We start from the raw sequence: 23,559 nt of genomic DNA, 5'->3' as shown, positions 1-23,559 counted from the left end.
ATCGATTTTTTTTGATAATATGTTACAATAGATAAGTAGTGCCCCTAAATTAATTCGGAGGAAATTTATGAACGATTTTAGATATGTATCGGGATTCTTGAAAAAGCATATATGGAAGTACGTTTTCGGTATAATGCTACTCATGATCATCGATGCACTGCAACTTATTACGCCACTACTCATCGGAAACTTTACCGATGCACTAAAAACTGGCACACTAGATGCGCCTACGATCTTAAAGCTGATAGTTTACATATTGGCCATTGCTATCGGTGTGGCTATCGGTCGGTATGGATGGCGTATGACCATCGTTACCACTGCAAAAAAGCTTGAGTACTGGCTACGCAACACCGTTTTCGAGCACCTTGAAAAGATGTCGCTCAACTACTTTAACCACCATAAAACTGGCGATCTCATGGCGCACTGTACCAACGATATCTCATCGATCCGCAACGCATTTGGTGGTGGTGTAATCATGCTCGTTGATGCCCTCTTTATGGGACTTATGACCATCGCCATCATGATGGTACGCATCGACCTCAAACTGACTTTGATCGCACTAATCCCTATGCCACTTATCGCATTTTTCATCATCATACTTGGCAAGAAAGTAAGGCAGCGTTTTAAAGAAGTACAAGAAGCCTTCTCAGACCTCACAGATGTGGCACAGGAAAACTTCTCTGGCGTACGCATCATCAAGTCGTTTGTTCAAGAAGCGCCTTCTCTTAAACATTTCAACGAGAAGAACCAAAACAACTTTAACAAAAACATCAAGCTTGCAAAACTCTTTGGTATGGTCAATCCAATGGTAGGATTTATCGCTATGCTCAGCACGCTGATCGCCATGATCTACGGGGGTGGTCTCGTTATAGATGGCGCGATCAGCATCGGCGACTTTGTTGCTTTTCTAACCTATGTAGGGATGCTAGCTTGGCCGATGATGGCACTTGGTTTCGTCTACAACCAGCTTCAAAGAGGTCAAGTTTCCCTTAGAAGAATCAACACCATCTTAGATACACCACCTGAGATTTTCGATGAAGATGTCATTGACGCACTAAACGAATCCTTCGCACTTAGACCAAAACTTGAAGTGAAGGACATGACATTTACTTATCCAGGTAGCGAATCTCCGGTTCTGAAAAACATCTCCTTTAACTTAGGCGAAGGCGAGACACTGGCGATCGTCGGCAAAACTGGCAGCGGCAAAACCACTTTGGTCAACCTATTGCTCAAACTTTATCAGGTACCAGATGGCACGATCCTCATCGGGGATCAAGATATCAACCGCATTCCTGTTAAAAAGCTTCGCCATATGATGGGCTATGTGCCACAAGATAACTTCCTCTTTTCAAAAACAGTCCTCTACAACGTAGGATTTGGCACAGAGGGTATCAATGAAACCGAGGGCACAAAATACACCAAGATCGCACAGATTCACAGTGAGATCAAAGAGTTCCCAAAAGGATATGCAACAGAACTTGGCGAACGCGGTGTGAACATGTCTGGCGGACAAAAACAAAGGGTTTCTATCGCCAGAGCACTTTCTAAAAAACCTGAGATTATCATCCTAGATGACTCACTCTCAGCAGTAGATACCAAGACAGAAGAAAGTATCCTGACACACCTTAAAGAAACACTTGTAGACACGACAAGCATCTTAATTGCACATCGGATCTCTACTATAAAACATGCCTCACAGATCATCGTACTTGAAGATGGCGAGATCGTAGAACGTGGACGTCATGAAGAGTTACTCTCAAAAGATGGTATCTATGCTGACATGTACCGTAAACAACTACTAGAAGAAAAAATATCAGAAGCGTAGGAGGAAAAATGGCTGAAACCATACATCAAGAAAAAGAGATAGAAAAGTCATTTGACTCAAGTATCATGAAGAGACTGATGCACTACGCAAAATCGCAATGGCTTTTGCTAGGCATAAGCATCATTCTTATGTTACTTGTTACCGCACTAGATCTTGCTATACCATATGTAACTAAGATTGCAATAGATGAATATATCTCACCAAAACAGCAACAGGTCTATACACTTAAAGACGATCCAAACGTGTCACTTGCCAGTGATTTAAGTGCTTCGTTGATCCTTCCAAGTATCAGCGAAAAAGTACTAGGCACTTATAAAACAACCGCCTATGAACCGTCAGTTCTTTATACTGAAGACGGTGTCACCTATCTCGTTAAAGGCATGAGCCGTTCAAAATCACTTGAAACATTTAAGCTTGCTAACGATGGACAAACAGCTACACTTGACGGCGTAACTTATAAGGTTAAATCCGTTACTGCAACCGAACTGGATGTTGTGAAAGCTAACAACAAACATCAGATTCTAGTACTCACCTTAACACTTGGTTCGCTACTTGTTATAAGCTTTTTCTGCGCCTTTGGCCACACCTATCTCCTCAACTACGGGAGTCAAAAGATCGTCTATAATATGCGCGAAGAACTCTATTCACATATTCAGAACATGAGCCTTAGCTTCTTCGATAAGAACCCTGTAGGAAGGCTAGTAACGCGTGTTTCAAACGACATGGACAACATCAACGAGATGTTTACCAACGTGCTAGTTACATCCATAAAAGACTTTTTACTGCTTATAGGTACACTTGTGGTGATGAGTATCATAGACTTTAAACTGACTTTAATTTGCTTTAGCACGATGCCACTTGTACTGATCTCTGCTTCAATCTTTAGAAAGAAAGCGCGCAACGTACAAAGAGAAGTAAAGGTCAAACTTGCTAAGATCAACGCGACACTGGCAGAGAACATTAACGGTATGAAAATCATACAGATTTTCAATAAAGAGAAGGATATCTACGAAGACTTTGATGCCATCAATACTGATTTTCTAAAAAGCACCATTGCTGAGACAAGAGTCTACGCTATTTTTAGACCCACTATGAATTTAGCTTATTCTTTATCATTAGGCTTGCTCCTTTGGTTCGGTGGCGGAGATGCCATAAAAGGCGCTGTAGAACTTGGTGTCCTAGTTGCTTTTATCACTTATACACAGCAGTTTTTTAGACCTATCATGGACTTAAGTGAAAAATTCAATATCCTTCAGTCATCCATGGCAAGTGCAGAGCGTATCTTTATGCTCCTTGATGAAAAAGAATCTATCGTTAACCCTACTCATCCTGTTCCACTTGCAAATGCATCTGCTGGCCGTCACTTTAGTGGTGAGATTGCATTTGAAGATGTGTGGTTTAGCTATCAAGCAAATCCACAAACAGATGATGACTATGTATTAAAAGGGGTGTCCTTTAAGGCAGGCGTTGGCGAATCTATCGCACTTGTCGGTGCAACTGGCTCTGGAAAAACCACTATTATCAGCTTACTCAATCGTTTTTACGATATCCAAAAAGGGCGCATCACTATAGATGGCGTTGATATTAGAGATGTTGACAAACACAAACTCAGAGAACACATCGGGATTGTGCTTCAGGATGTCTTCCTCTTCTCTGGTGATATCAAAAGCAACATCAGACTCTACAATGAAAGCATCACTGATGAAAACATCAAAGAGATTGCCAAATACGTCAACGCAGACGGATTTATTTCTAAGCTCCCTCTTGGTTATGATGAACCCGTGGTAGAGCGCGGTGCAACACTTTCCGCCGGTCAACGACAGCTCCTCTCATTTGCAAGAGCACTTGTATTTGATCCAGGGATTCTGATCCTAGATGAAGCCACTTCCAACATAGACACTGAAACTGAACTGCTCATACAAGATGCTATCAACAAGATTATCAAAGGAAGAACGACGCTGATTGTAGCACATAGACTTTCCACAATCCAGCATGCGAGCAAAATCATCGTTATGAGCAAAGGTGAAATTAAAGAGATGGGTAACCATCAAGAACTACTTAGTAAACGCGGCATGTATTACGATCTTTACACACTTCAATATAGCGAAAGCGTTTACAACTAAGCGGTTTTATGGTATTATTGCCTTGTAATTAAATAAAATGATTCACCTAGGGGTGCTGAAAAGCTGAGAGCACATGAACTGTGTAACCCTTTGAACCTGAACTAGTTAAAGCTAGCGGAGGAAAGTGTGGAAGAATGAAAGTTTAACCACGTTTGGATTCCCAGGCGTGGTTTTTTATTTTTGACACCAAGAATCATTTAGATAGGACTGCTAAAACGCAGTACCACATTTAAATGGAGGTTTAAAATGGAAAGAAAATCGTCAATTTCTACAAAGATGTTAGTTGAAGGGGCAATGATGATTGCCATAGCAACAGTTCTCAGTTTTTTAAAGATGAAGACACCACTTTGGGTTAACGGTGGTTCTGTCACTGCTGGTAGTATGATTCCGCTTTTAGTGTTTGCATACCGCTGGGGTGGTACAAAAGGGATGTTTGTCAGTGCCGTTTATGGTCTTTTACAGTTTATGATCGAGCCTTATGCAGCGCATCCGCTTTCAGTAGTACTTGACTACCCACTTGCATTTGGTATGATTGGACTCTTTGGTTACTTTGCTAACAAGAAATCTACTGCTGTACAGATCACACTTGCAGCGACGATAGCGCTTGGTATGCGTTTTGTTGCACACTTTCTTTCAGGATTTATCTTCTTTGCATCTTATGCACCTGAAGGTACGCATCCAGTGGTTTACTCACTGATCTACAACGGTTCTTACATGTTACCTGAACTTGTGATCTCAGTTGTGATCTTCTTCCTCATCCGTAAACCGGTTGAAGGCATCAAATAAAACAAAAATGTGTGGATAATCTTCTGAAATCTGAAGATCATCCACACCTTTTTTATGCTTTAATTGTGATAAAAATCCCTTTGTAGTATAAACTTTGCAGCTTCTTTTTCGTACTCTTTGATATGATTAAAGTATTGATCCTGAATCAATGCGTCTAAGCTTTCAAGGTGTTCTGATTCACAAGGGTTCTCTCTAATACTGTGAATCAAACGATTAAGCGCTTTTAAAAACCTCGCATGGCTTTTCTTATGCGCTTCATAGTTTGAAAAGTGACTATAAAGTTGCATCATTTCCTCTTGTTCAAAATGATTATATATCATATTTTCAAGACGATCTGCTGCTTCTTTAATTTTCTTTTGATCAGTACCGTCAGCCATTAAATTTTTAAGATGCTGTGCTTTTCTTATAATTTCATGGTTGTCTTGATCAATATTAGTATGATGCGTACTGAGCGTACTATCCCATTTATAGATATGCATCAACTCACCTCCTTGCGATAAATTGATACCCTATAAAACTGTAAAAAATCATGGGAAAATCAAAATTTACAAATCATTCTATTTGATATCCAAATGTCATACTATTCGACCAGTAAATATCATACTATTTGATCACTAAATATCATCCTCTTCTTTGTCCAACTCATTAGCAATCATTTTTTGTCTCTTTTGGTTAATCTTATATATAGGCAAGTACATAAAGAAAACAAAAAGCGATCCAGATACAAACAAAATTGCTAGGATTGCGAGAAACATCCAATTATTTGCATACTTTTCACTATACTTTGCATAATTGAAAATTCCTGCACTTAAGCAAACACCAAGGCCGCCTGCAAGACTAGAATAGATCAATGATTTCTTGCTACCTTTTTTAGACTCATATACATTGTTTCCTGCAATGATATTTCTCACCAAGACATATAATGCTGCACCAGACAAACACAGAATCTCTGTCATAGATTGTGAAAACGGCACATCTAAAACATACTGTTTTACAAGCAAAGAAATCACCAAAGATCCCATTACAAGGTTAAAAGCTTCACTGCTAATTTGACGCTTTAACGCTACTGCACGTTCATCTTGAATTACGTTATTCTTCATGTTCTTCCTCCCAAAATAAATCATTTAATGTTTTACCTAGCGCTTCACATATTGCGATGCAGAGGTTTAAAGAAGGGTTATATGTACCAGCTTCGATCAAGCCTATCGTTTGGCGCGTAACAGAAACCGCTTTTGCTAAATCCTCTTGTTTCATATCTCGTTCAATACGAGCAATTTTCATTCTTTTGTTTTTCATAGGCGACCTCCTTATGTTACATAGTATATCATATAAATTGCATAATGCAATATATAAATTGCATTATGACTAAATGATTTTTTTTCGCTTTTTGTCGCTCTCATAAAAAAACTCACCCTCTACTACATTCTTTTTAGAATGTTGATCGGGTGAGTCTTATATTTTTGACTTTTGTTTTTGCCTCTTACCTGTTGTGTTATATGTTACTCAATTTACATCATGCCGCCCATACCGCCCATACCTGGGTCCATAGCCATCATGTTATCAGATTTTGTATCAACAACTGCCGCTTCTGTTGTTAAGAACATCGCTGAAATCGACGCTGCATTTTGAAGTGCAGAGCGCGTTACCTTAGTAGGGTCTACGATACCTGCTTCGATCATGTTGATGTATACACCTTTAAGTGCATCAAAACCAATACCAGGCGCAGCATTTTTTACTTTTTCTACAACGACAGAACCTTCAAGTCCAGCGTTGATTGCGATTTGTCTAACTGGTTCTTCAAGTGCTCTTGCGATAATAAGTGCACCTGTTTTCTCATCGCCTTCAAGTGTTTCAACAAGTTCAAGTACCGCTGAAATCGCGCCGATAAGTGCAGTTCCACCACCAGGAACGATACCTTCTTCAACAGCAGCTCTTGTTGCATTAAGCGCATCTTCTATACGGAGTTTTTTCTCCTTCATCTCAACTTCAGTTGCAGCACCTACTTGGATCACTGCTACTCCACCTGCAATTTTAGCAAGTCTCTCTTGAAGTTTTTCTTTATCAAACTCTGAATCAGTCTCATCCATTTGGACTTTGATTTGACGTACACGCTCGTTGATTAAGTCTTTGTCACCCATACCGTCTATGATCGTTGTATTGTCTTTGTTGATTTTAACTGATTTAGCATGACCAAGCATTTCCATAGTTGCATTTTTAAGTTCGTAACCTAATTCTTCTGAAATTAAAGTTCCACCTGTTAGGATGGCAATATCTTGAAGCATTGCTTTTCTTCTATCGCCAAAGCCAGGTGCTTTAACAGCGATACAATCAAAAGTGCCTCTTAATTTATTGACGATTAAAGTTGTAAGTGCTTCACCTTCAATATCATCAGCAATAATCAAAAGTTTACCTGCACTTTGAACAATTTGCTCAAGAATAGGTAATATTTCTTGGATATTGTTGATTTTTTTATCCGTGATTAAGATATGTGGATTTTCTAAGAAAGCTTCCATCTTCTCAGAATCTGTTACCATGTAGTGAGATACGAAACCTCTATCAAACTCCATACCTTCAACAACTTCAAGTTGTGTACCAAAAGTTTTTGATTCTTCAACTGTGATAACGCCATCTTTTCCAACACGTTCCATTGCTTCAGAGATAAGTTCTCCAATTTCACGATCTGCCGCTGATATAGATGCAACGTCTGCTACGTCTTTTTTGTTTACAATTAATACACTTTCACTTTTTATCACTTCAACTGCAGATTTAACTGCTTTTTCAATTCCTGTTTTAAGGATCATTGGGTTAGCACCTGCAGCTACGTTTTTGATGCCTTCACGGATAATCGCTTGAGCAAGTAAAGTAGCCGTTGTAGTACCATCACCTGCAACATCATTTGTACGTGTTGCAACTTCTTTAACAAGTTGAGCACCCATGTTTTCATATGGATCTTCAAGATCAATCTCTCTTGCAATAGTTACACCATCGTTTGTGATAAGTGGTGATCCAAATTTCTTATCTAAAATAACATTTCTACCTTTTGGTCCAAGTGTTACTTTTACTGTATTCGCAAGTTTATCAACGCCTGCTTCAAGTTTTTTTCTGACGTCTTCGCCAAACATAATATCTTTTGCCATGTTATTGCCTCCTACTTAAGTCTATTTTATCGAATAAATCTATTCAACAATTGCTAAAATATCCGCGATTTCGCAGATTGTAACTTCGTCACCTTCTACTTTAATATCAGTGCCTACATATTTTTTAAAGACAACTTTATCGCCTACTTTGATATCTTCTACTTCATTGCTCACAGCAATTACTTCCGCCATTTGCGGTTTTTCTTTTGCTTGAGATGGTAACACGATACCGCTAGCCGTCTTCTCTTCAGCTTCTAATCTCTTGATAATTACTCTTTTTCCCAATGGTCTTAGCATTTCTTCCTCCTATTTTAAATCATATTTTGCAGCCCAAAATGGCATTTTCTTCAGTGCATTTCTAAAAATATCATATAATAATAAGCGAGAAAAATCAACACTTTTTTAGCACTCTAAGGTTTAGAGTGCTAATGCCAATCCTCGCTCATCGCTTACATTTCAGCAAACATCTTTGTCGCTTCATTTACAGAACTTAAGTACATACCATTTACTAGACTTGGATCAATCATGTTACGTTCTTCGATCCCTATAACCATGTCCCAGTTACCAGATTCATAATACTTAATTAATCTTAAAATCTCATGGAATGTATTCTTTTGCCCCATGATTGCACCTTTAATATCATCTTTCAAAGGCAGTGGTTCAATAATGTCATAAAGTGGTTTTTCCATCACTGTATCTATCAGTGAAAAAAGCCCTAGCAAAAATGCTTCTGTTTTTCTAAATTCTATACCAAATACTTCAGCTAGATGTTCAGCAAAAATCGCCCGAATCAAAGATACTTTTATAAGTTCATCGGGTTTATCAGCGCCAATATCTCTTAGCATAATAAGTGTCGTCCACTTTCTAATCTCATTGATGCCAAGTAACGATACCGCATGATTTACTGATGTAATTTGACTAATTGTATAAAACGCTGGCGAATTAATCAATCTCAGCAATTTATACGTTAATGAAAAATCATTTTTGATGATATCAGACATTTTATTAAAGTCCGGGACTTCATTCATGGTTTCGTTTAAGATTTCCATATATCTATATGTGGTAACATTGAGACTCTTTGTTTTGCACATGATTGGCTTTTCAAAGAAATAGCCTTGAAAATAGTGGTAACCAAGCGCGATCGCTTCATCTAAATCTGCTTTAGTCTCTACCTTTTCAGCCAGTAATTCTACACCAAGTGGCAGGTATTTCTCAGCGACATACTTGCGTCCCATGGTTTTTAAGACCAAGAAATCTACTTTGATAATATCCACATAAGGGATTAGCGCATCAAACCTTTCATCTCCCACAAAGTCATCAAGCGCGATGCTATACCCTTTCTCCTTCAGCTCTTTACACTTAGCAACTAGGATATCATCAACTTCAAGCGTCTCAAGGATCTCGATCATCAAGGTATCAACATCAAAAAGAGAGGGTAAATCTTCTAGCAGAAGTTTTCGCGTGAAATTTATAAACGCTTTCTTCCCACTTGTCAATTGCCCCATACCAAAATTAATCAGCGCATCAACAACGACTGATGCCGTTGCCAAGTCTCCATTTATACTGATATCGTATGTATTTTTCATTCCACTTCGATAGAGAATTTCATAAGCAACAACTTTTTTATGGACATCAAAAATCGGTTGCCTTGCCAAAAACACTTCCATATTTCACCTGTGATTATCCTTTTCTTATATAATAGAATAAATATTGTTGGGCAATTCCTGGAAATTTTGTGAAATAAGATTCAACAAAAGCTTCATGTTTCTTCTCAACACCATAAAGTTCATTTAACATACGTTTTACCCATGTATCCACAGGAAAGGCTTCGTAATCTCCATAGGCAAATAATAAGATGCAATTTGCCACTTTATTACCCACCCCATGAAATTGCTTTAGCCACTCAACTGAAGTATGATGTGAGAGCCTGAAAGGCTCGTTTAGATCAAGCTGACTATTAAGCAGAAGCTGAACTGTCGCATATAAAGATTTTGCTCTATACCCAATTGCTTTTACATTTAAGTCCTCAAGCGATGCATCTGACAGTTGCGCAATCGTCGGGAAGCTATAGAGCACTTCTCCATTGTATACTCCTAGAGCATCTCCAAATTTTTCACAAAGCGCTTCAACTGTCATAGAAATCTTCGGAATATTGTTGTTGCTTGATAATATAAAAGTAATCAGCATCTCTACCAACCCTTGACGCATGATTCGTATGCCTTTACCATACAAGACTGCAGCTTTTAAATGTTCATCTATGCCTGAAATTTCTTCCAAAATCGATGCATAATCTCTATTTAAATCAAAATAGGTGATCAACTGTTCTTTAGTGAAATCATCACCATAAATTTCAAAGATATAACTTTCGGTTTTATTTGTCTGTATAGTTGAAGTAACAGCTGTTTTTCTAGCAACAACGACGGAATGATCTATAGGCGCATAAAACACATCTCCTGCTTTTCTCCACCGAAATGCTTGTCCACAATACAGCGTTTTTTCAAGGTCAAAGTAAGTACTCTCTATATGAATTTCTCTTATCTTTTCGAGTTTTTTATGTTCTGTTTTAAGGTCACTTTTTCTAAAATCCATGCTCACCTCTACCTTGTATGGACAATCACCTGATTATCAACTCACTCTTATCATTATACAATAATCTTAGACAAAAAACTAAAAAAGCTTCACTTCAGAAATAAATTTGAAGTGAAGCTTTAATCTTTAAATACTAGATGAATAACTTACCTATAAATAAAACTGCTAAGATCAAAGTAACATATGAAACATCTTTAAATTTTCCTGTTGCAAGTTTAAGAATAACAAATGATAATACCCCAAACATAATTCCTTCAGAGATTGAATAAGCAAGTGGCATCATGATGATTGTCAAGAAAGCGGGAATCGCTTCTGTAAAATCATCAAAATTAATTTCTTTAATTGGACTCATCATAAATAGTCCAACAAGGATTAATGCAGGTGCTGTTGCCGCAGATGGAATCATGATAAAGATTGGTGAGAAAAGTAATGCGATTCCAAACATACCCGCTGTAACTACTGCAGTAAGTCCTGTTCTACCACCTTCAGAAACACCTGCTGCTGATTCTACATAAGTTGTTACTGTAGAAGTTCCTAAAATCGCACCAAATGTTGTTCCGATTGCATCAGCAAGTAATGCTTGCTTAACTTTAGGCACTTCGCCTTTTTCGTTAATCATACCTGCTTTAGTACTTACACCAACAAGTGTACCTACTGTATCGAAGATATCTACAAAAAGGAAAGTAAATAATACAGTGAACATGTCAAAGGTGAAAATTTCACTCCATGCAAAATCAAAGAAGTATGGCGCTGTAGGCATAGATACAACTTTACCTGGTAATGTTGTGATCCCCATTGGATAACCAATTACTGTTGTTACTAATATTGCTATAAATAGTGCACCTTTTACATTAAATGCTAATAAAATACCTGCGATCACGATTCCGATAATTGCTAAAAGTGCTGTACCAGATGTGATATCTCCAAGTTCAAGAATTGCGCCACCTTGTAATACTATACCTGAATTAACAAGACCAATAAAAGCGATAAATAAACCAATACCAACTGATATTGCTTTTTTGATATTGTGAGGAATTGAGTTAATAATTGCTTCACGAACATTGAAGAATGAAAGTAAAATAAATATAAGACCTTCTAAAAATACTGCTGTAAGTGCAAAACTAGGCGATTTTTGCATCCCGATTACTACTGTGTAAGCAAAGAACGCGTTGAGTCCCATACCCGGAGCAAGTGCAAATGGTAAATTCGCTAATAAACCCATAACCAATGTTGCTACAAGTGATGCAAGCGCTGTAGCTGTAAATACTTTCCCCATATCAAGACCAGCAGCACCAAGTGTTAATGGATTGACGATAAGGATATACGCCATAGTCATGAAAGTTGTAAATCCTGCGATCACTTCTGTTCTTACATTTGTACCGTGATCTTTGAGTCTAAAAACTTTTTCAAAGAAACCTACGTTCTTTTCCATAATAAATATAACCTCCAATAATTTCATTCTCTACAGATTTGATTTTAACAAATAGTTCGCAAAAACACAAATATTATTTTCGTTTTTAATCATATTTTTCGTCTTTTTGATACCTATTATGTATTTATAGTACAAAACAATCGGTATTTTATGATATAAATACACCTAATATTTAGATACATTTAACAACATCTTAAAATAATAGCGTATTATTCCCTATTAATCAACCCTAATTCTACACAATTTGTATATAGACGTAAAAAACCAGCCTAAGCATCAAGTTCAGGCTGGTTTAGTATATAATAGTAATCTATTTTATAGCTCGATTTGCATATTTTAGAAAATTTGCATGATCATATGGTAAAAGATGGGCAACAAAACACTTGGCAACATATTGCCAACTTTAACTTTCGCAGAAAGCACCATAGAAAGCCCTAGGCCAAGAATCAACAAACCACCAGTGGCAGACATCTGAATGATAACTGGTTCCGTTAGAACCGATGACAGAGCGCCTGCAAGCAAGGTAATTGATCCTTGATAGATAAAAACTGAAAAAGCAGAGAATGCTACGCCAATTCCAAGTGTTGATGCCAATACAATGGAGATAATTCCATCTAAGATTGACTTTGCAAAAAGCGTTTCATGATTTCCTCTTAGCCCGCTATCAAGTGCCCCCATAATCGCCATTGCACCAACACAATATAGCAAACTGGCAGTTACAAAGCCTTTACTGAAAGTAGAACCGTTTTTAGAAAAGCGTTTTTCCAACCGATCTCCAAATCGTTCTAATCTCAACTCGATATTAAAACCTTCACCTATAATGGTTCCGATGACTATAAAGAAAATGATCTCCATCAAGTAATCCATACCTTTAAGCGCTCCCGAAAGACCAATGAGCGTCACACAAAGTCCGACCCCTTGCATGATGGTTTGACTCATCCTTTCAGGCAATCCACCTTTTAGTATGATCCCGGCGATACTTCCAGCTATAATGGCAATAGCATTTACAATTGTACCTAGCATAGTTACACCTTCATAAATTTTATTTCCATATTATCAGCATCACAGGAAGAAATCAATAGATAGATATTAGAATAATCCGATTATTTCACCGTCATCTAGTATATCGATTCTATTTGCAGCTGGTACTTTTGGAAGACCAGGCATCCTCATAATATCTCCAGCCATTGGGATGATAAATCCAGCACCTGCAGATACTTTTACATCATTGATCGTAATTTTAAACCCATTTGGTGCACCATATAAATTTGGATCATCTGAAAAAGAATATTGTGTTTTTGCCATGCAAATCGGCAAACCACCTAATCCATCTTCTTCGAACTTCTTGATATTTTTAAGTGCTTTGTTTGTAAACTCAACACCATCAGCTCTATAGATTTCTTTTGCAATCTTCTCGATCTTACTGATAATTGGTTGATCAAGTTCATATAGCGGTTTAAAATCAGCCACGCCAGATTCTGCAAGCTCTACAACTTTCTCAGCAAGCTTTACAGCACCTTCGCCACCTTTAGCCCAAACTTGTGTAAGCACAACTTCTACGCCCATTTCCGAACATTTTTTTTGCAACAAATCAACTTCTGCCTGCGTATCTGTTGGGAACTCATTAACTGCAACAACAACTGGTACACCGAATTTTCTAACATTTTCAACGTGACGTTTAAGGTTTTCAAAACCAACCGATAACGCCTCAAGGTTCTCAGTATTTAAATCGTTTTTACCAACTCCACCATGTTTTTTAAGCGCTCTAACTGTGCCTACAACAACTGCTGCACTTGGTTTTAATCCCGCAAATCTACATTTGATATCAAAGAATTTTTCTGCTCCAAGATCTGCCCCAAATCCCGCTTCTGTAACAACATAATCAGCAAGTTTAAGTGCTGTTTTAGTTGCAACTACAGAGTTACATCCATGTGCTATATTTGCAAAAGGACCACCATGTATAAAAGCTGGTGTATTTTCTAATGTTTGAACTAAGTTTGGTTTAATCGCATCTTTTAATAAAAGCGCCATTGATCCCACAGCGTCAAGCTCTGCTGCAGTAACCGGTTTGTTCGCATATGTGTAGCCAATTATCATTTTAGAAAGTCTCGCTTTTAAATCTTCTAAACTATCTGCAAGACACAAAATTGCCATTACTTCAGATGCAACCGAGATATCAAAACCATCTTCACGTGTAACACCATTTGTCTTGCCACCGAGTCCAATCACCATGTTTCTAAGCGCACGGTCATTCATATCGATCGCACGTCTCCAAGTGATTCTATTTGGGTCTATATTAAGTGCATTTCCTTGATGTAAGTGGTTATCTATAAGCGCAGATAGCAAGTTGTTTGCCGTTGTTACAGCGTGGATATCACCAGTAAAGTGTAGGTTAATGTCTTCCATTGGTACAACTTGGGCATATCCACCGCCAGCTGCTCCACCTTTTACACCAAAACAAGGTCCAAGAGATGGTTCTCTTAGTGCTGTAAATGTCAACTTACCAATCTTGTTAAGTCCCATACTAAGACCAACGTTAACTGTTGTCTTTCCTTCGCCGGCAGCTGTTGGATTAATCGCTGTCACAAGGATCAATTTGCCATCTGGCATATCTCTTTTGCTATTTAGTACATCCAGGTTCACTTTAGCTTTATAATTACCATAAAGTTCTAAATCATCCTCTGAAACGCCTACTTTTTTAGCGATTTCCTTAATGTGCATTTTCTGCGCTTCTTGAGCAATTTGTACATCCGTTTTCATAACAATCCCCTTTCAAATGATAAATAATTTTTTTTAATGATTAAGTGCATTTTCAAGACTATCTATTAATTTTATGGTTTCGGGTGTTCCAATAATTTGCGCATGCCTTTTTGCTTCTTTGAGATAATATAGCCCTTTTTCTTTATAGCCATTTTCGACGAGAATTACACCAAGGTAACCTTCCGCTTCACTTCTTCGCCAAAGTGTATCTACAGTCTCAAAGTTTTTTAACGCTTCTTCAAAATAAGCTTTAGCAAGATCAATCCGAGACATACTATAAGCAATGATACCCGCATTTGTATTAAATATAGAACTTCCACGTATAATATTATGAAGCTTACATAATTCTATTGCGCGTTCTACTTCTTCAAGCGCCTCTTCCATGCGCCCTTGCCTACGATACGCATCCGATATATAGTTGTATGCTGCCGCAATGTTGAGCACATAGCGGCCTGATTTACCTAAATTTTCAAAACCTATAATCGAATCTGCAAAATACACACGCGCTTCTTCATAGCGACCTGACATCAAACTACTTATACCCATGAGTCTAAGTAGAACCGCATCATTTTTGGGCGTTCTTTTTAGTCGCGACATCTTACCAATTACTTCAGACATGTTTTCGATGCGCTCGGTCTGAATTTGATAGTAAAACCATTGTACATAGGCTTTGAATAGAAGTTCATCATCATGCGCTTCTAACCCAATCTTCACTAGCTTATCAATTAGATCCATCCCTTGCACATATTCACCATTGCGTATATAGTAGCGCGCTTTCATGTGCATGAATTGTGCCCTGAGTTCTATGGCATCCTCTTCCTCTATCTTTAAGAACAGCTGTTCAAGTTCATCAAAGTAGTCCTCAGGACTCTTATCCATAATTGCCGGCATCTGATTGACAAGTTCAGGGTAAAGTTCATGGCTAAAGTCAAAATAAGCTTTTAAATATCTCAAATAATACGTTAGGTGCTTTACAATATTACCTGCACTTTGATAATGATATATTAATTTTTGAAAAATCAAAACATCTTTTTGATCGCCACAGAGTTGCTCTTCTAAGAGCCCCCCAATTCGATTGTGTAAAATCTTCTTTTTTGCACTTGCAGTTTGTCCATAGACGTGTTCTCTAAGTTTATGGTGTGTGAACTTTAACTTGATACCACCGTCGTGTTCAATCTCTTTTAATATAAAACGTCTTTTTAGCGACTGTATATATTCTAACAGCAAATCTTCATCGATTGTGTAAAGTTTGTTTAAAAGTTCAAACTCAAGTTCATCAAAAAACATAGCCGCGATAACAAGTAGCTTCATCTCACCAGCATCTAGTCCAATAAAGCGAGAATCGAGTATCCCCTTAAAACGGTGCCCTTTATCGGCAGTATCTTGTGTGATGGCTACGGTTCCCTCGACGATGAAAAATGCATTTCCTTCTGACTCTCGAAAAATCTGTTCTTTAAGCTCTAGTGACAACGGCGTATCTGATAAAAAGTCCATAAACTCAAAAGTCTCTGCTTTATTAAAACGTTCAAGTGGAATTGTTAATAATCGCTCGTAACGATAAAGGTGCCCAAGAAAATCATCAAGCCCTTCGGTAAATTCATTGCGTAGCGTCGCGATAAAGACAAAGCCCTCCACGTGATTTACCAGGTTTAATAACAGTTTCAAACTGAGCGGATCCATCCACTGCAAGTCATCAATATAGAGAATCAATCGGCTGCTTTTAAGCAATCGACTAAACAATTTAGCAGTCAATTTTTCTAGATAATCAGAATTAATAGATTCTGTATTTTCCATATACACAGTGCCAGTCCATTCATCAAATCCCGGAAAGAATTTCACCAAAACTTGCTTTGTAAAAAGTGGTAATTCTATCTTTTGTTCTTCTACAATCCCTGCGATTTGTGAAAAAACATCATTCCATGCTTTGTAAGCATAAGAAGATTCAGCTGGGTAACATGTTGTCTTTAATATTTTAAAGGTACTGTCATACCGAGAGAGACATTCCTCTAAAAGTTTTGATTTCCCCACGCCCGCTTCACCACTGACAATTAAAGATTGCTTGTTTTGTCCCAGTGCAGATTGATGAAGTAACTTCTCTATGGTCATAGCTTCTCGCTGCCTACCATAATACCTTAAGCCTTCATCTTTTGCTTCATGCGGTGCATACACAAGTCCGTAATAATGGTCCCTTGTAACTTTATCCGGTTGTATCCCCATCTCATCATCTAATAGCTGTTTAAGCTGCGCGTACACTTCTGTGATCTGTTTATACTGACCCATCTTATAGTAAATTTGCATCAAAAGTCTTGCAATTGCTTCATCAAATTCATCAATTTTGCGCATTACAAGTGCAATTTTCAGAGCTTCTTCATTTTTTCCTTCCAACATCAAGTCACTTGTTTTTGCAAAAGCAAGCTTCAAGTACCTTTGATTGAGTGTATTTTCAACTTCCAAACGCCATTTTTCATAGTTATCCGCTTCTTTTAAACTAAATGTTTCAAGAAATTTCCCGCTATAGTGGGCCAAAAAATAGTCATCATCCATCTCACTTTCCACAAAAATTTCCAGTGTATGGTCTATCTCAACCACATGTTTGTTGGGACAGTAAAAAAGCTCTAAGTTCAAGTCCTTTTTTAAGCGATAAAGGCTGTTTCTTAGATTTTTTTTAGCAGTTTGATCCACTACATCGCTCCAGATCACACCTACAAGTTCATCTCTGGTAACTCTTTTTTCATAGGCTACATAGTAAAGCAATGCTTCACTCTTTTTTAGTGAGATCTCAATATTCTGTTCATCGATTTTGAGGCTCGGTTTCCCATAGAGCTGAAGCTGTATCTTCATCATTCATCACCTTGTAAAAAAGGCTGCAATCCTAGGAACAGCAGCCTTTAATTAATCTTATTTGCCCCCTGGTGTAAATTCTGATTGCACCAAAGTCTTAATATAGTCTTCATCCGTTAAATACGGAAGTGTGATATGGTCATTATCTCTTGTTTGATTGTAAGCAATTGTCGTTTCAATGGCATGGTCGTTTCTAGCCCACGCACGTCTACCAACGCCGCCCATAACATCCCAAGGCATTGCATTTTTAAGGATTTCATCCACTCTTGCGCTACCATCAAGTACCATGCCAAATCCACCATTGATAGACTTGCCAATACCGACACCACCACCGTTGTGAAGGGCAATCATACTCATACCTCTTGCCGCATTACCCGCAAAAATATGCGTCGCCATTTCAGCCATGATATTCGATCCATCTTTGATGTTTGATGTTTCTCTAAAAGGTGAATCGGTTCCGCCAGTATCATGGTGGTCTCTACCAAGCATAACAGGGCCAATTTCGCCATTTCTCACCATTTCATTGAATTTAAGTGCTATTTTAAGTCTACCAAGTGCATCTTGATAAAGAATTCTCGCCTTAGAGCCAACAACGAGTTTGTTCTTTTTAGCATCTCTAATCCATATCCAGTTGTCGCGATCTTGGAATCGTCTATCAGGATCAATACACGCCATTGCTGCAGCATCTGTTTTATCAAGATCTTCATCATTACCACTTAAGCAAACCCATCTAAATGGACCATAGCCATAATCAAATAAAATTGGTCCCATTATATCTTCAACATATGATGGCCATATAAAGCCGTCGAGTTCATTGACGCCATTTTTACAAATTTCGCTCACACCAGCATCATAGATCGCTTTCATAAAGCTGTTACCATAATCAAAGAAGTAGACACCTTTATTTGTAAGCTTCTTAATCGCGTTATAATGTCTCACTAAAGTTTCATTTACCAGCGCTTCAAATTTTTCTTTATCACTACCTAGCAAATTTGTTCTCTCTTCAAAAGTGATGCCCGCTGGACAGTAGCCACCTTCATAGACATTGTGACAAGATGTTTGATCACTTAAAAGATCTATATGCACGTCATTTTCTACTGCATATTCCAAAAGATCAACGATATTACCGTGGAAACCTATTGCGATAGCACGTCCTTCAACCTGATATTTTTTAGCTTGTCTAAATGTTTCTTCAGGCGTCCTAGTCACTTCACTGATCCATCCTTGACTAAAGCGCGTCTCTATACGCGACTCATCTACTTCAGCGATAATCCCTACACCACCAGCAATCTCTACCGCTTTACCTTGTGCACCACTCATGCCACCAAGTCCAGATGTTACAAATAATCTGCCTTTTAAATCGTCTTTTTCTGCGATGCCCAGTTTATCTCTACCTGCATTTAAAACCGTAGAATACGTCCCATGAACGATCCCTTGTGGTCCAATATACATCCAACCACCTGCAGTCATCTGACCATATGATGCAACGCCAAGTGCAGCAGCTCTGTTAAAGTTGTCGAGATCATCAAACATACCAATCATTAAACCGTTAGTGATGATCACCCTAGGTGCGTTTTCTGGCGCTTGGAAAAGTCCAGCTGGATGACCTGATTGCATCACAAGTGTTTGTTTATCTGTCATAATTTCTAGATAACGTTTAATGAGGTGATACTGCATCCAGTTTTGACATACACTGCCAGTCTCGCCATATGTCACAAGTTCATATGGATAAAGTGCAATATCAAAATCCAAATTGTTATCAATCATCACTTGGATTGCTTTTCCCTCTGTAATCACACCTTTGTACGCTTCGATTCCCTTTGCTTTGATGTTGCCAACAGGTCTAAAACGGTAACCATATATTCTACCTTTTGTTAAAAGCTCTTCTAAAAATTCCGGTGCTAAAACACGGTGCCATTTTTCAGGTATATAACGAAGTGCATTTTTAAGTGCAAGTTCTACTTCATCTTGACTAAGAGATAAATTTCTCTTAGGTGCTCTTCTTATACCCTTCTCAAATTCTGGATACTCGGGAAGCTCAGTAAAAATATCTTCTAGCTTCACCTTCATAGCCATTGAAATATCATGATTTGTAATCATTGAAACGCCTCCAACCTTTACTTTTTTTATCTTATTAAAGCAAGTTTATCAGTTACGCGTCTATTTTTAGTCCATGTTATAACCTTAAAATTTTATGCACCTTGAGTGCAGTCTGCGCCGCATAGCGGTGTTCTTCTTTATCAAGGTCAATTTTCATAATTTCTTGAATTCTTGAGAGACGATACAAAACAGTATTATAATGAGTATATAGGTGTTCTGACATTTTTTTTAGATTGCCATTACATTCATAATACACTTCAAGTGTTTTCACTAGTTCAGTGTCTTTTCTCTTGTCATAAAGTGCAAGTGGCTCTAGTATATCTTTGTAAAATATCTCGAGTTCAGTCTGAATTGCACTATTTGATAGAATTTTGTATATCCCCATCTCTTCAAAGAGAACAATCTCATCTTCTATATAATACGTTGCTGCTTCAAGTGCTTTTATTGCATCTTGCAGACTCTTGTGGACTTGGTTAAGCCCTTTATAAATTCGACCCACACCAATCTGAGTCTGATACTTCTTCATCTTTGACTTAAGAATATCGTATATATATTTCACATATTTTTTAACAGTTGTTGCACCCTCGCCCTCTTTTAGCATGATGAGGACATAGATACGATCGCTCTTATTAAGGATCATATAAGCCCTTCCCATATCCTTGCAGATCATTTCTATCAAGTAGGCAGCTTTAAGTGCTTTTTCAGATTCATCAATGGTCTGCTTACTACTTACATTCACATCGATTATGACATAATTGGCACTTTCTGAAAATCTAAAATTCGAAGCTCTCTCAATCGCCTTTTGTCTTCTTACTTCATCAAGAGCGATCAAGTCATCAAAGAACTCCAATTTATATTTATTTTCAACTTCTTGCACTGAGATTTTCTTTAAAAATTCAAGTGCGATGATATTGGAGGTTGCCTCAAGTCCAAGTTTATCATAATTAGAAATCGCATAGTCTTTTCCATACGTGACTATATGTCCAAAAACTTGATTTTTAACAAAAATAGGGATAATCAAGCGTTCTATTTCACGTTCTTTAAACGTCACGGTATCCCAGATTAACTTAGAATTTTTGCCATCAAGCTGGATCCCTTCGATGTTTTCATAAAGTAGCGCATAATCATCTTCAAAGGCTTTTTTGATAAAATAGGTGTCTTCAAAATAATAGTCTCTTATAAACACTGGTGATGTTATGGTCTTTTGGATACTTCTTAAAATATCGTCTAAATTACCACCATTTATAACAACATTCATGGTATCTTTGTGTAGGTTTTCTACACGCTGAAGTACAGCTGATTGCCTCGCAAACATCAAACTGTAAACGGTTGAAAAAATCTCTGTAAATGAAACTTGATAGTCAAGGTCAACTACAGCTAGGTTTAGCTCAGAACAAACCTTTATCACTTCTGGTTCTAAAGCCTCTATATATGGCGTGATCTTGATAAAAACTGCAGTTACATTTTTCTCTGCTATGGCTTTAAAGAGCTCAATTTGCTCCTTTACTGAAACTTTCTCAAAAATTTGTCCGGTGGTCAAAATGAGCTGTCCATCCTGACCGATCCAATCAATGATTTCCTTATCGAGCATTACGTTTACAGACGTTACCTGCATGTTTAAGTCTTCATGTTCTGTCAGCAGTTTAGATGTTTTAAATAGTGGAAGTTCTAAAACTTCCTTTAATAGGACATTCGATTCGTTGATCAATTTGACCTCCCGTTTATTACTTTTTCATAATTTAATTATAGCAAACATGTAAAATTATACAACATTGACTTTGTTTGTTGTGGTTAGTTGACAAGTATTTTATATATTTTCACACAATCGGCAATTATGTACACTTATTACAAATAAACACGTGGCTGAATCGATCTGTGACTAAACACTTTTTTCTATGTATTAAAAAAGGAGAATCTCCTTAGAGATTCTCCCATACTTTTAAAATAAATCTTAGTAATTGCCTTGAGCTAACATAGCATCAGCAACTTTTCTGAAACCAGCGATGTTTGCACCAGCAACTAAGTTGTAACCAAAGCCATATTCTTCAGATGCTTTAGCTGCACTTGCGTGGATGTTAACCATGATTTGGTCAAGTTTAGCATCTACTTCTTCAGCAGTCCAATTGTATCTCATAGAGTTTTGGCTCATTTCAAGAGCAGAAGTAGCAACACCACCAGCATTAGCTGCTTTAGCAGGTCCTACGATAACGCCGTGCTCAAGGAAATAGTCAATTGCTTCATTTGTACATGGCATATTAGATGCTTCACAAAGGAATTTAGTGCCGTTAGCAACGATTTTCTTAGCATCTTCAATTCTGATTTCGTTTTGAGTTGCACAAGGAATAACGATATCAGCTTTAATGCCCCAAGGTTTTTCGCCAGCAACGAATTTAGATCCAGGGAATTTATCAGCATAAGGTGCCGCGATATCTTTTCCACTTCCTCTAAGTTCAAGTAAGAATTCGATTTTTTCGCCAGAAATACCAGCTTCATCGTGGATGTAGCCATCTGGACCTGATATAGTGATAACTTTACCACCAAGTTCAGTTACTTTAATTGCAGTTCCCCAAGTTACGTTACCGAAACCTGATAATGCAACTGTTTTACCTTCGAAAGTTTCGCCATGTGCTTTAAGCATCTCTCTCGTAAAGTAAGTTACACCGAAGCCAGTTGCTTCTGGTCTAATTAAAGATCCACCATAAGTTAAACCTTTTCCAGTTAAAACGCCATTTTCAAAAGCGCCTCTGATTCTTCTATATTGACCATATAAGTAGCCGATTTCTCTTCCGCCAACACCGATGTCGCCAGCTGGAACGTCTACGTCTGGACCGATATGTCTATATAACTCTGTCATGAAGCTTTGGCAAAATCTCATTACTTCTGCATCTGATTTGCCATTAGGGTCGAAGTCAGAACCACCTTTACCGCCACCGATTGGTAGGCCAGTTAAAGAGTTTTTAAAGATTTGCTCAAAACCTAAGAATTTAACGATTCCAATATATACTGACTTGTGGAATCTAAGACCACCTTTGTATGGTCCAATTGCGCCGTTAAATTGAACTCTAAATCCTCTGTTCACATTTAAATTACCAGCATCATCTACCCATGGAACTCTAAAGGTAATTTGTCTTTCTGGCTCAGCGATTCTTGCAAGAATATTTGCTTTTACATATTCTGGATGTCTTTCAATCACAGGCTCTAATGACTTGAATACTTCTTCAACTGTCTGTAAGAATTCTGGCTCATTCGCATTTCTCGCTTTAACTTGCTCAAATACTTCTTGAATGTACTTCATTTCAAACATCTCCTTTAAAATGATATGTGGTTACCCCTGACCCATAGGGTCATATTGCTTCGTGTTATGAGATTGTTAAAAAAATATTAAACCCTCTAACGCTTTCATCTTAACACATCCCAACTACAGTGTAAACTATATTGACATGTAAATCTATAAACTTTTTGCAATAGTTATTGCATTTTTTTATGCCCTGTGGGGAATTATTCATCCCTTTGTTTTCTGATAATTCAGACAGTTGCAAGTGTTTTGGTTATATTATTCTATTAATAATGATTATCATTGTACTTATGGCAAAATTGCTTTTTTTCTCGTTTAATAAGTTGTCCTTTATAACCACTGGGTATTATAATGAGGTGACAAAAGTTAAACAAAGAGTTAACTTTACTTTATAAGGAGGTCTATTATGTACGTAATTAATGATTCTTGTATTTCATGTGGCGCATGCGAGCCAGAATGTCCAGTTAACGCTATTTCTGCTGGTGATAGCATCTACGTTGTAAGTGCTGATTGTATCGATTGTGGCGCTTGTGCAAATGTTTGCCCAGTTGACGCTCCACAACCTGAATAATTAAATTGAAAAAGGACTTCAGCGATGAAGTCCTTTTTTTTTATTCAAAATAAACTTTTTATAAATCAAAATTTCATATTTTTATTGCACGTATTAAGTA

18 protein-coding genes and 1 riboswitch are annotated in these 23,559 nt (G+C 37.6%); of the genes, 4 read left to right on the top strand and 14 right to left on the bottom strand.

The features are described from left to right. Positions 1-67 precede the first annotated feature (67 nt). From QE109_RS10825 to thiT, 3 genes are all read left to right on the top strand, one after another. The gene (locus QE109_RS10825; protein WP_281094496.1) at positions 68-1,825 is read left to right on the top strand and encodes an ABC transporter ATP-binding protein; all 1,758 of its coding nucleotides are present in this window, start codon (positions 68-70) and stop codon (positions 1,823-1,825) included. An 8-nt stretch (positions 1,826-1,833) separates the two neighbouring features. Continuing rightward, positions 1,834-3,948, top strand: coding sequence for an ABC transporter ATP-binding protein (locus tag QE109_RS10820; RefSeq protein WP_281094495.1), 2,115 nt, complete (start codon positions 1,834-1,836; stop codon positions 3,946-3,948). A gap of 38 nt (positions 3,949-3,986) precedes the next feature. Beyond that, positions 3,987-4,089: riboswitch (TPP riboswitch) on the top strand. A gap of 105 nt (positions 4,090-4,194) precedes the next feature. Next, entirely contained in the window at positions 4,195-4,734 is a 540-nt protein-coding gene (thiT, locus tag QE109_RS10815) for an energy-coupled thiamine transporter ThiT (RefSeq protein ID WP_281094494.1), read from the top strand. 59 nt (positions 4,735-4,793) lie between these two features. Here thiT and QE109_RS10810 read toward each other — a convergent pair whose 3' ends face one another. The 14 genes from QE109_RS10810 to gdhA form a co-directional block, all read right to left on the bottom strand. Then, the gene (locus QE109_RS10810; protein WP_281094493.1) at positions 4,794-5,213 is read right to left on the bottom strand and encodes a hemerythrin domain-containing protein; all 420 of its coding nucleotides are present in this window, start codon (positions 5,211-5,213) and stop codon (positions 4,794-4,796) included. Between the two features lie 135 nt (positions 5,214-5,348). Then, the gene (locus QE109_RS10805; protein WP_281094492.1) at positions 5,349-5,834 is read right to left on the bottom strand and encodes a DUF6773 family protein; all 486 of its coding nucleotides are present in this window, start codon (positions 5,832-5,834) and stop codon (positions 5,349-5,351) included. Further along, complete coding sequence (locus QE109_RS10800) at positions 5,824-6,030, bottom strand: helix-turn-helix transcriptional regulator (RefSeq protein WP_281094491.1); 207 nt, start codon at positions 6,028-6,030, stop codon at positions 5,824-5,826. Before QE109_RS10800 ends, QE109_RS10805 begins: the two co-directional genes overlap by 11 nt. 212 nt (positions 6,031-6,242) lie before the next feature. Continuing rightward, positions 6,243-7,871: a chaperonin GroEL gene (gene groL / locus QE109_RS10795; protein ID WP_281094490.1), complete on the bottom strand. Its 1,629-nt coding sequence runs from the start codon at positions 7,869-7,871 to the stop codon at positions 6,243-6,245. Between the two features lie 39 nt (positions 7,872-7,910). Next, entirely contained in the window at positions 7,911-8,168 is a 258-nt protein-coding gene (locus QE109_RS10790; protein WP_281094489.1) for a co-chaperone GroES, read from the bottom strand. A 152-nt stretch (positions 8,169-8,320) separates the two neighbouring features. Further along, positions 8,321-9,538: an EAL and HDOD domain-containing protein gene (locus QE109_RS10785; RefSeq protein WP_281094488.1), complete on the bottom strand. Its 1,218-nt coding sequence runs from the start codon at positions 9,536-9,538 to the stop codon at positions 8,321-8,323. Positions 9,539-9,551: 13 nt separating this feature from the next. Beyond that, positions 9,552-10,460 (bottom strand): DNA-3-methyladenine glycosylase family protein, encoded by a 909-nt coding sequence (locus tag QE109_RS10780; protein ID WP_281094487.1) that lies wholly within the window; start codon positions 10,458-10,460, stop codon positions 9,552-9,554. 133 nt (positions 10,461-10,593) lie between these two features. Next, on the bottom strand, positions 10,594-11,892 hold the full coding sequence (locus tag QE109_RS10775) for an NCS2 family permease (protein ID WP_281094486.1): 1,299 nt from the start codon (positions 11,890-11,892) through the stop codon (positions 10,594-10,596). Between the two features lie 336 nt (positions 11,893-12,228). Further along, on the bottom strand, positions 12,229-12,915 hold the full coding sequence (locus QE109_RS10770; protein WP_281094484.1) for a DUF554 domain-containing protein: 687 nt from the start codon (positions 12,913-12,915) through the stop codon (positions 12,229-12,231). 66 nt (positions 12,916-12,981) lie between these two features. Next, on the bottom strand, positions 12,982-14,652 hold the full coding sequence (locus QE109_RS10765) for a formate--tetrahydrofolate ligase (protein ID WP_281094483.1): 1,671 nt from the start codon (positions 14,650-14,652) through the stop codon (positions 12,982-12,984). A 33-nt stretch (positions 14,653-14,685) separates the two neighbouring features. After that, positions 14,686-17,493 (bottom strand): AAA family ATPase, encoded by a 2,808-nt coding sequence (locus tag QE109_RS10760; protein ID WP_281094482.1) that lies wholly within the window; start codon positions 17,491-17,493, stop codon positions 14,686-14,688. 57 nt (positions 17,494-17,550) lie between these two features. Further along, the gene (locus QE109_RS10755) at positions 17,551-19,593 is read right to left on the bottom strand and encodes a urocanate hydratase (protein ID WP_281094481.1); all 2,043 of its coding nucleotides are present in this window, start codon (positions 19,591-19,593) and stop codon (positions 17,551-17,553) included. Between the two features lie 76 nt (positions 19,594-19,669). Continuing rightward, positions 19,670-21,301, bottom strand: coding sequence for a PucR family transcriptional regulator (locus QE109_RS10750; RefSeq protein WP_281094480.1), 1,632 nt, complete (start codon positions 21,299-21,301; stop codon positions 19,670-19,672). A gap of 243 nt (positions 21,302-21,544) precedes the next feature. After that, on the bottom strand, positions 21,545-22,888 hold the full coding sequence (gene gdhA / locus QE109_RS10745) for an NADP-specific glutamate dehydrogenase (protein ID WP_281094479.1): 1,344 nt from the start codon (positions 22,886-22,888) through the stop codon (positions 21,545-21,547). Between the two features lie 403 nt (positions 22,889-23,291). Here gdhA and QE109_RS10740 point away from each other — a divergent pair, with 403 nt between their 5' ends. After that, the gene (locus tag QE109_RS10740; protein WP_281094557.1) at positions 23,292-23,459 is read left to right on the top strand and encodes a DUF362 domain-containing protein; all 168 of its coding nucleotides are present in this window, start codon (positions 23,292-23,294) and stop codon (positions 23,457-23,459) included. The last annotated feature ends 100 nt before the right edge of the window (positions 23,460-23,559 follow it).

This window comes from Fusibacter bizertensis (genome assembly GCF_029914245.1).
GTDB lineage: Bacteria > Bacillota > Clostridia > Peptostreptococcales > Acidaminobacteraceae > Fusibacter_C > Fusibacter_C bizertensis.
Note: the sequence above shows the minus strand (reverse complement) of the source record. Positions and strands in the feature narration are given on the sequence as shown.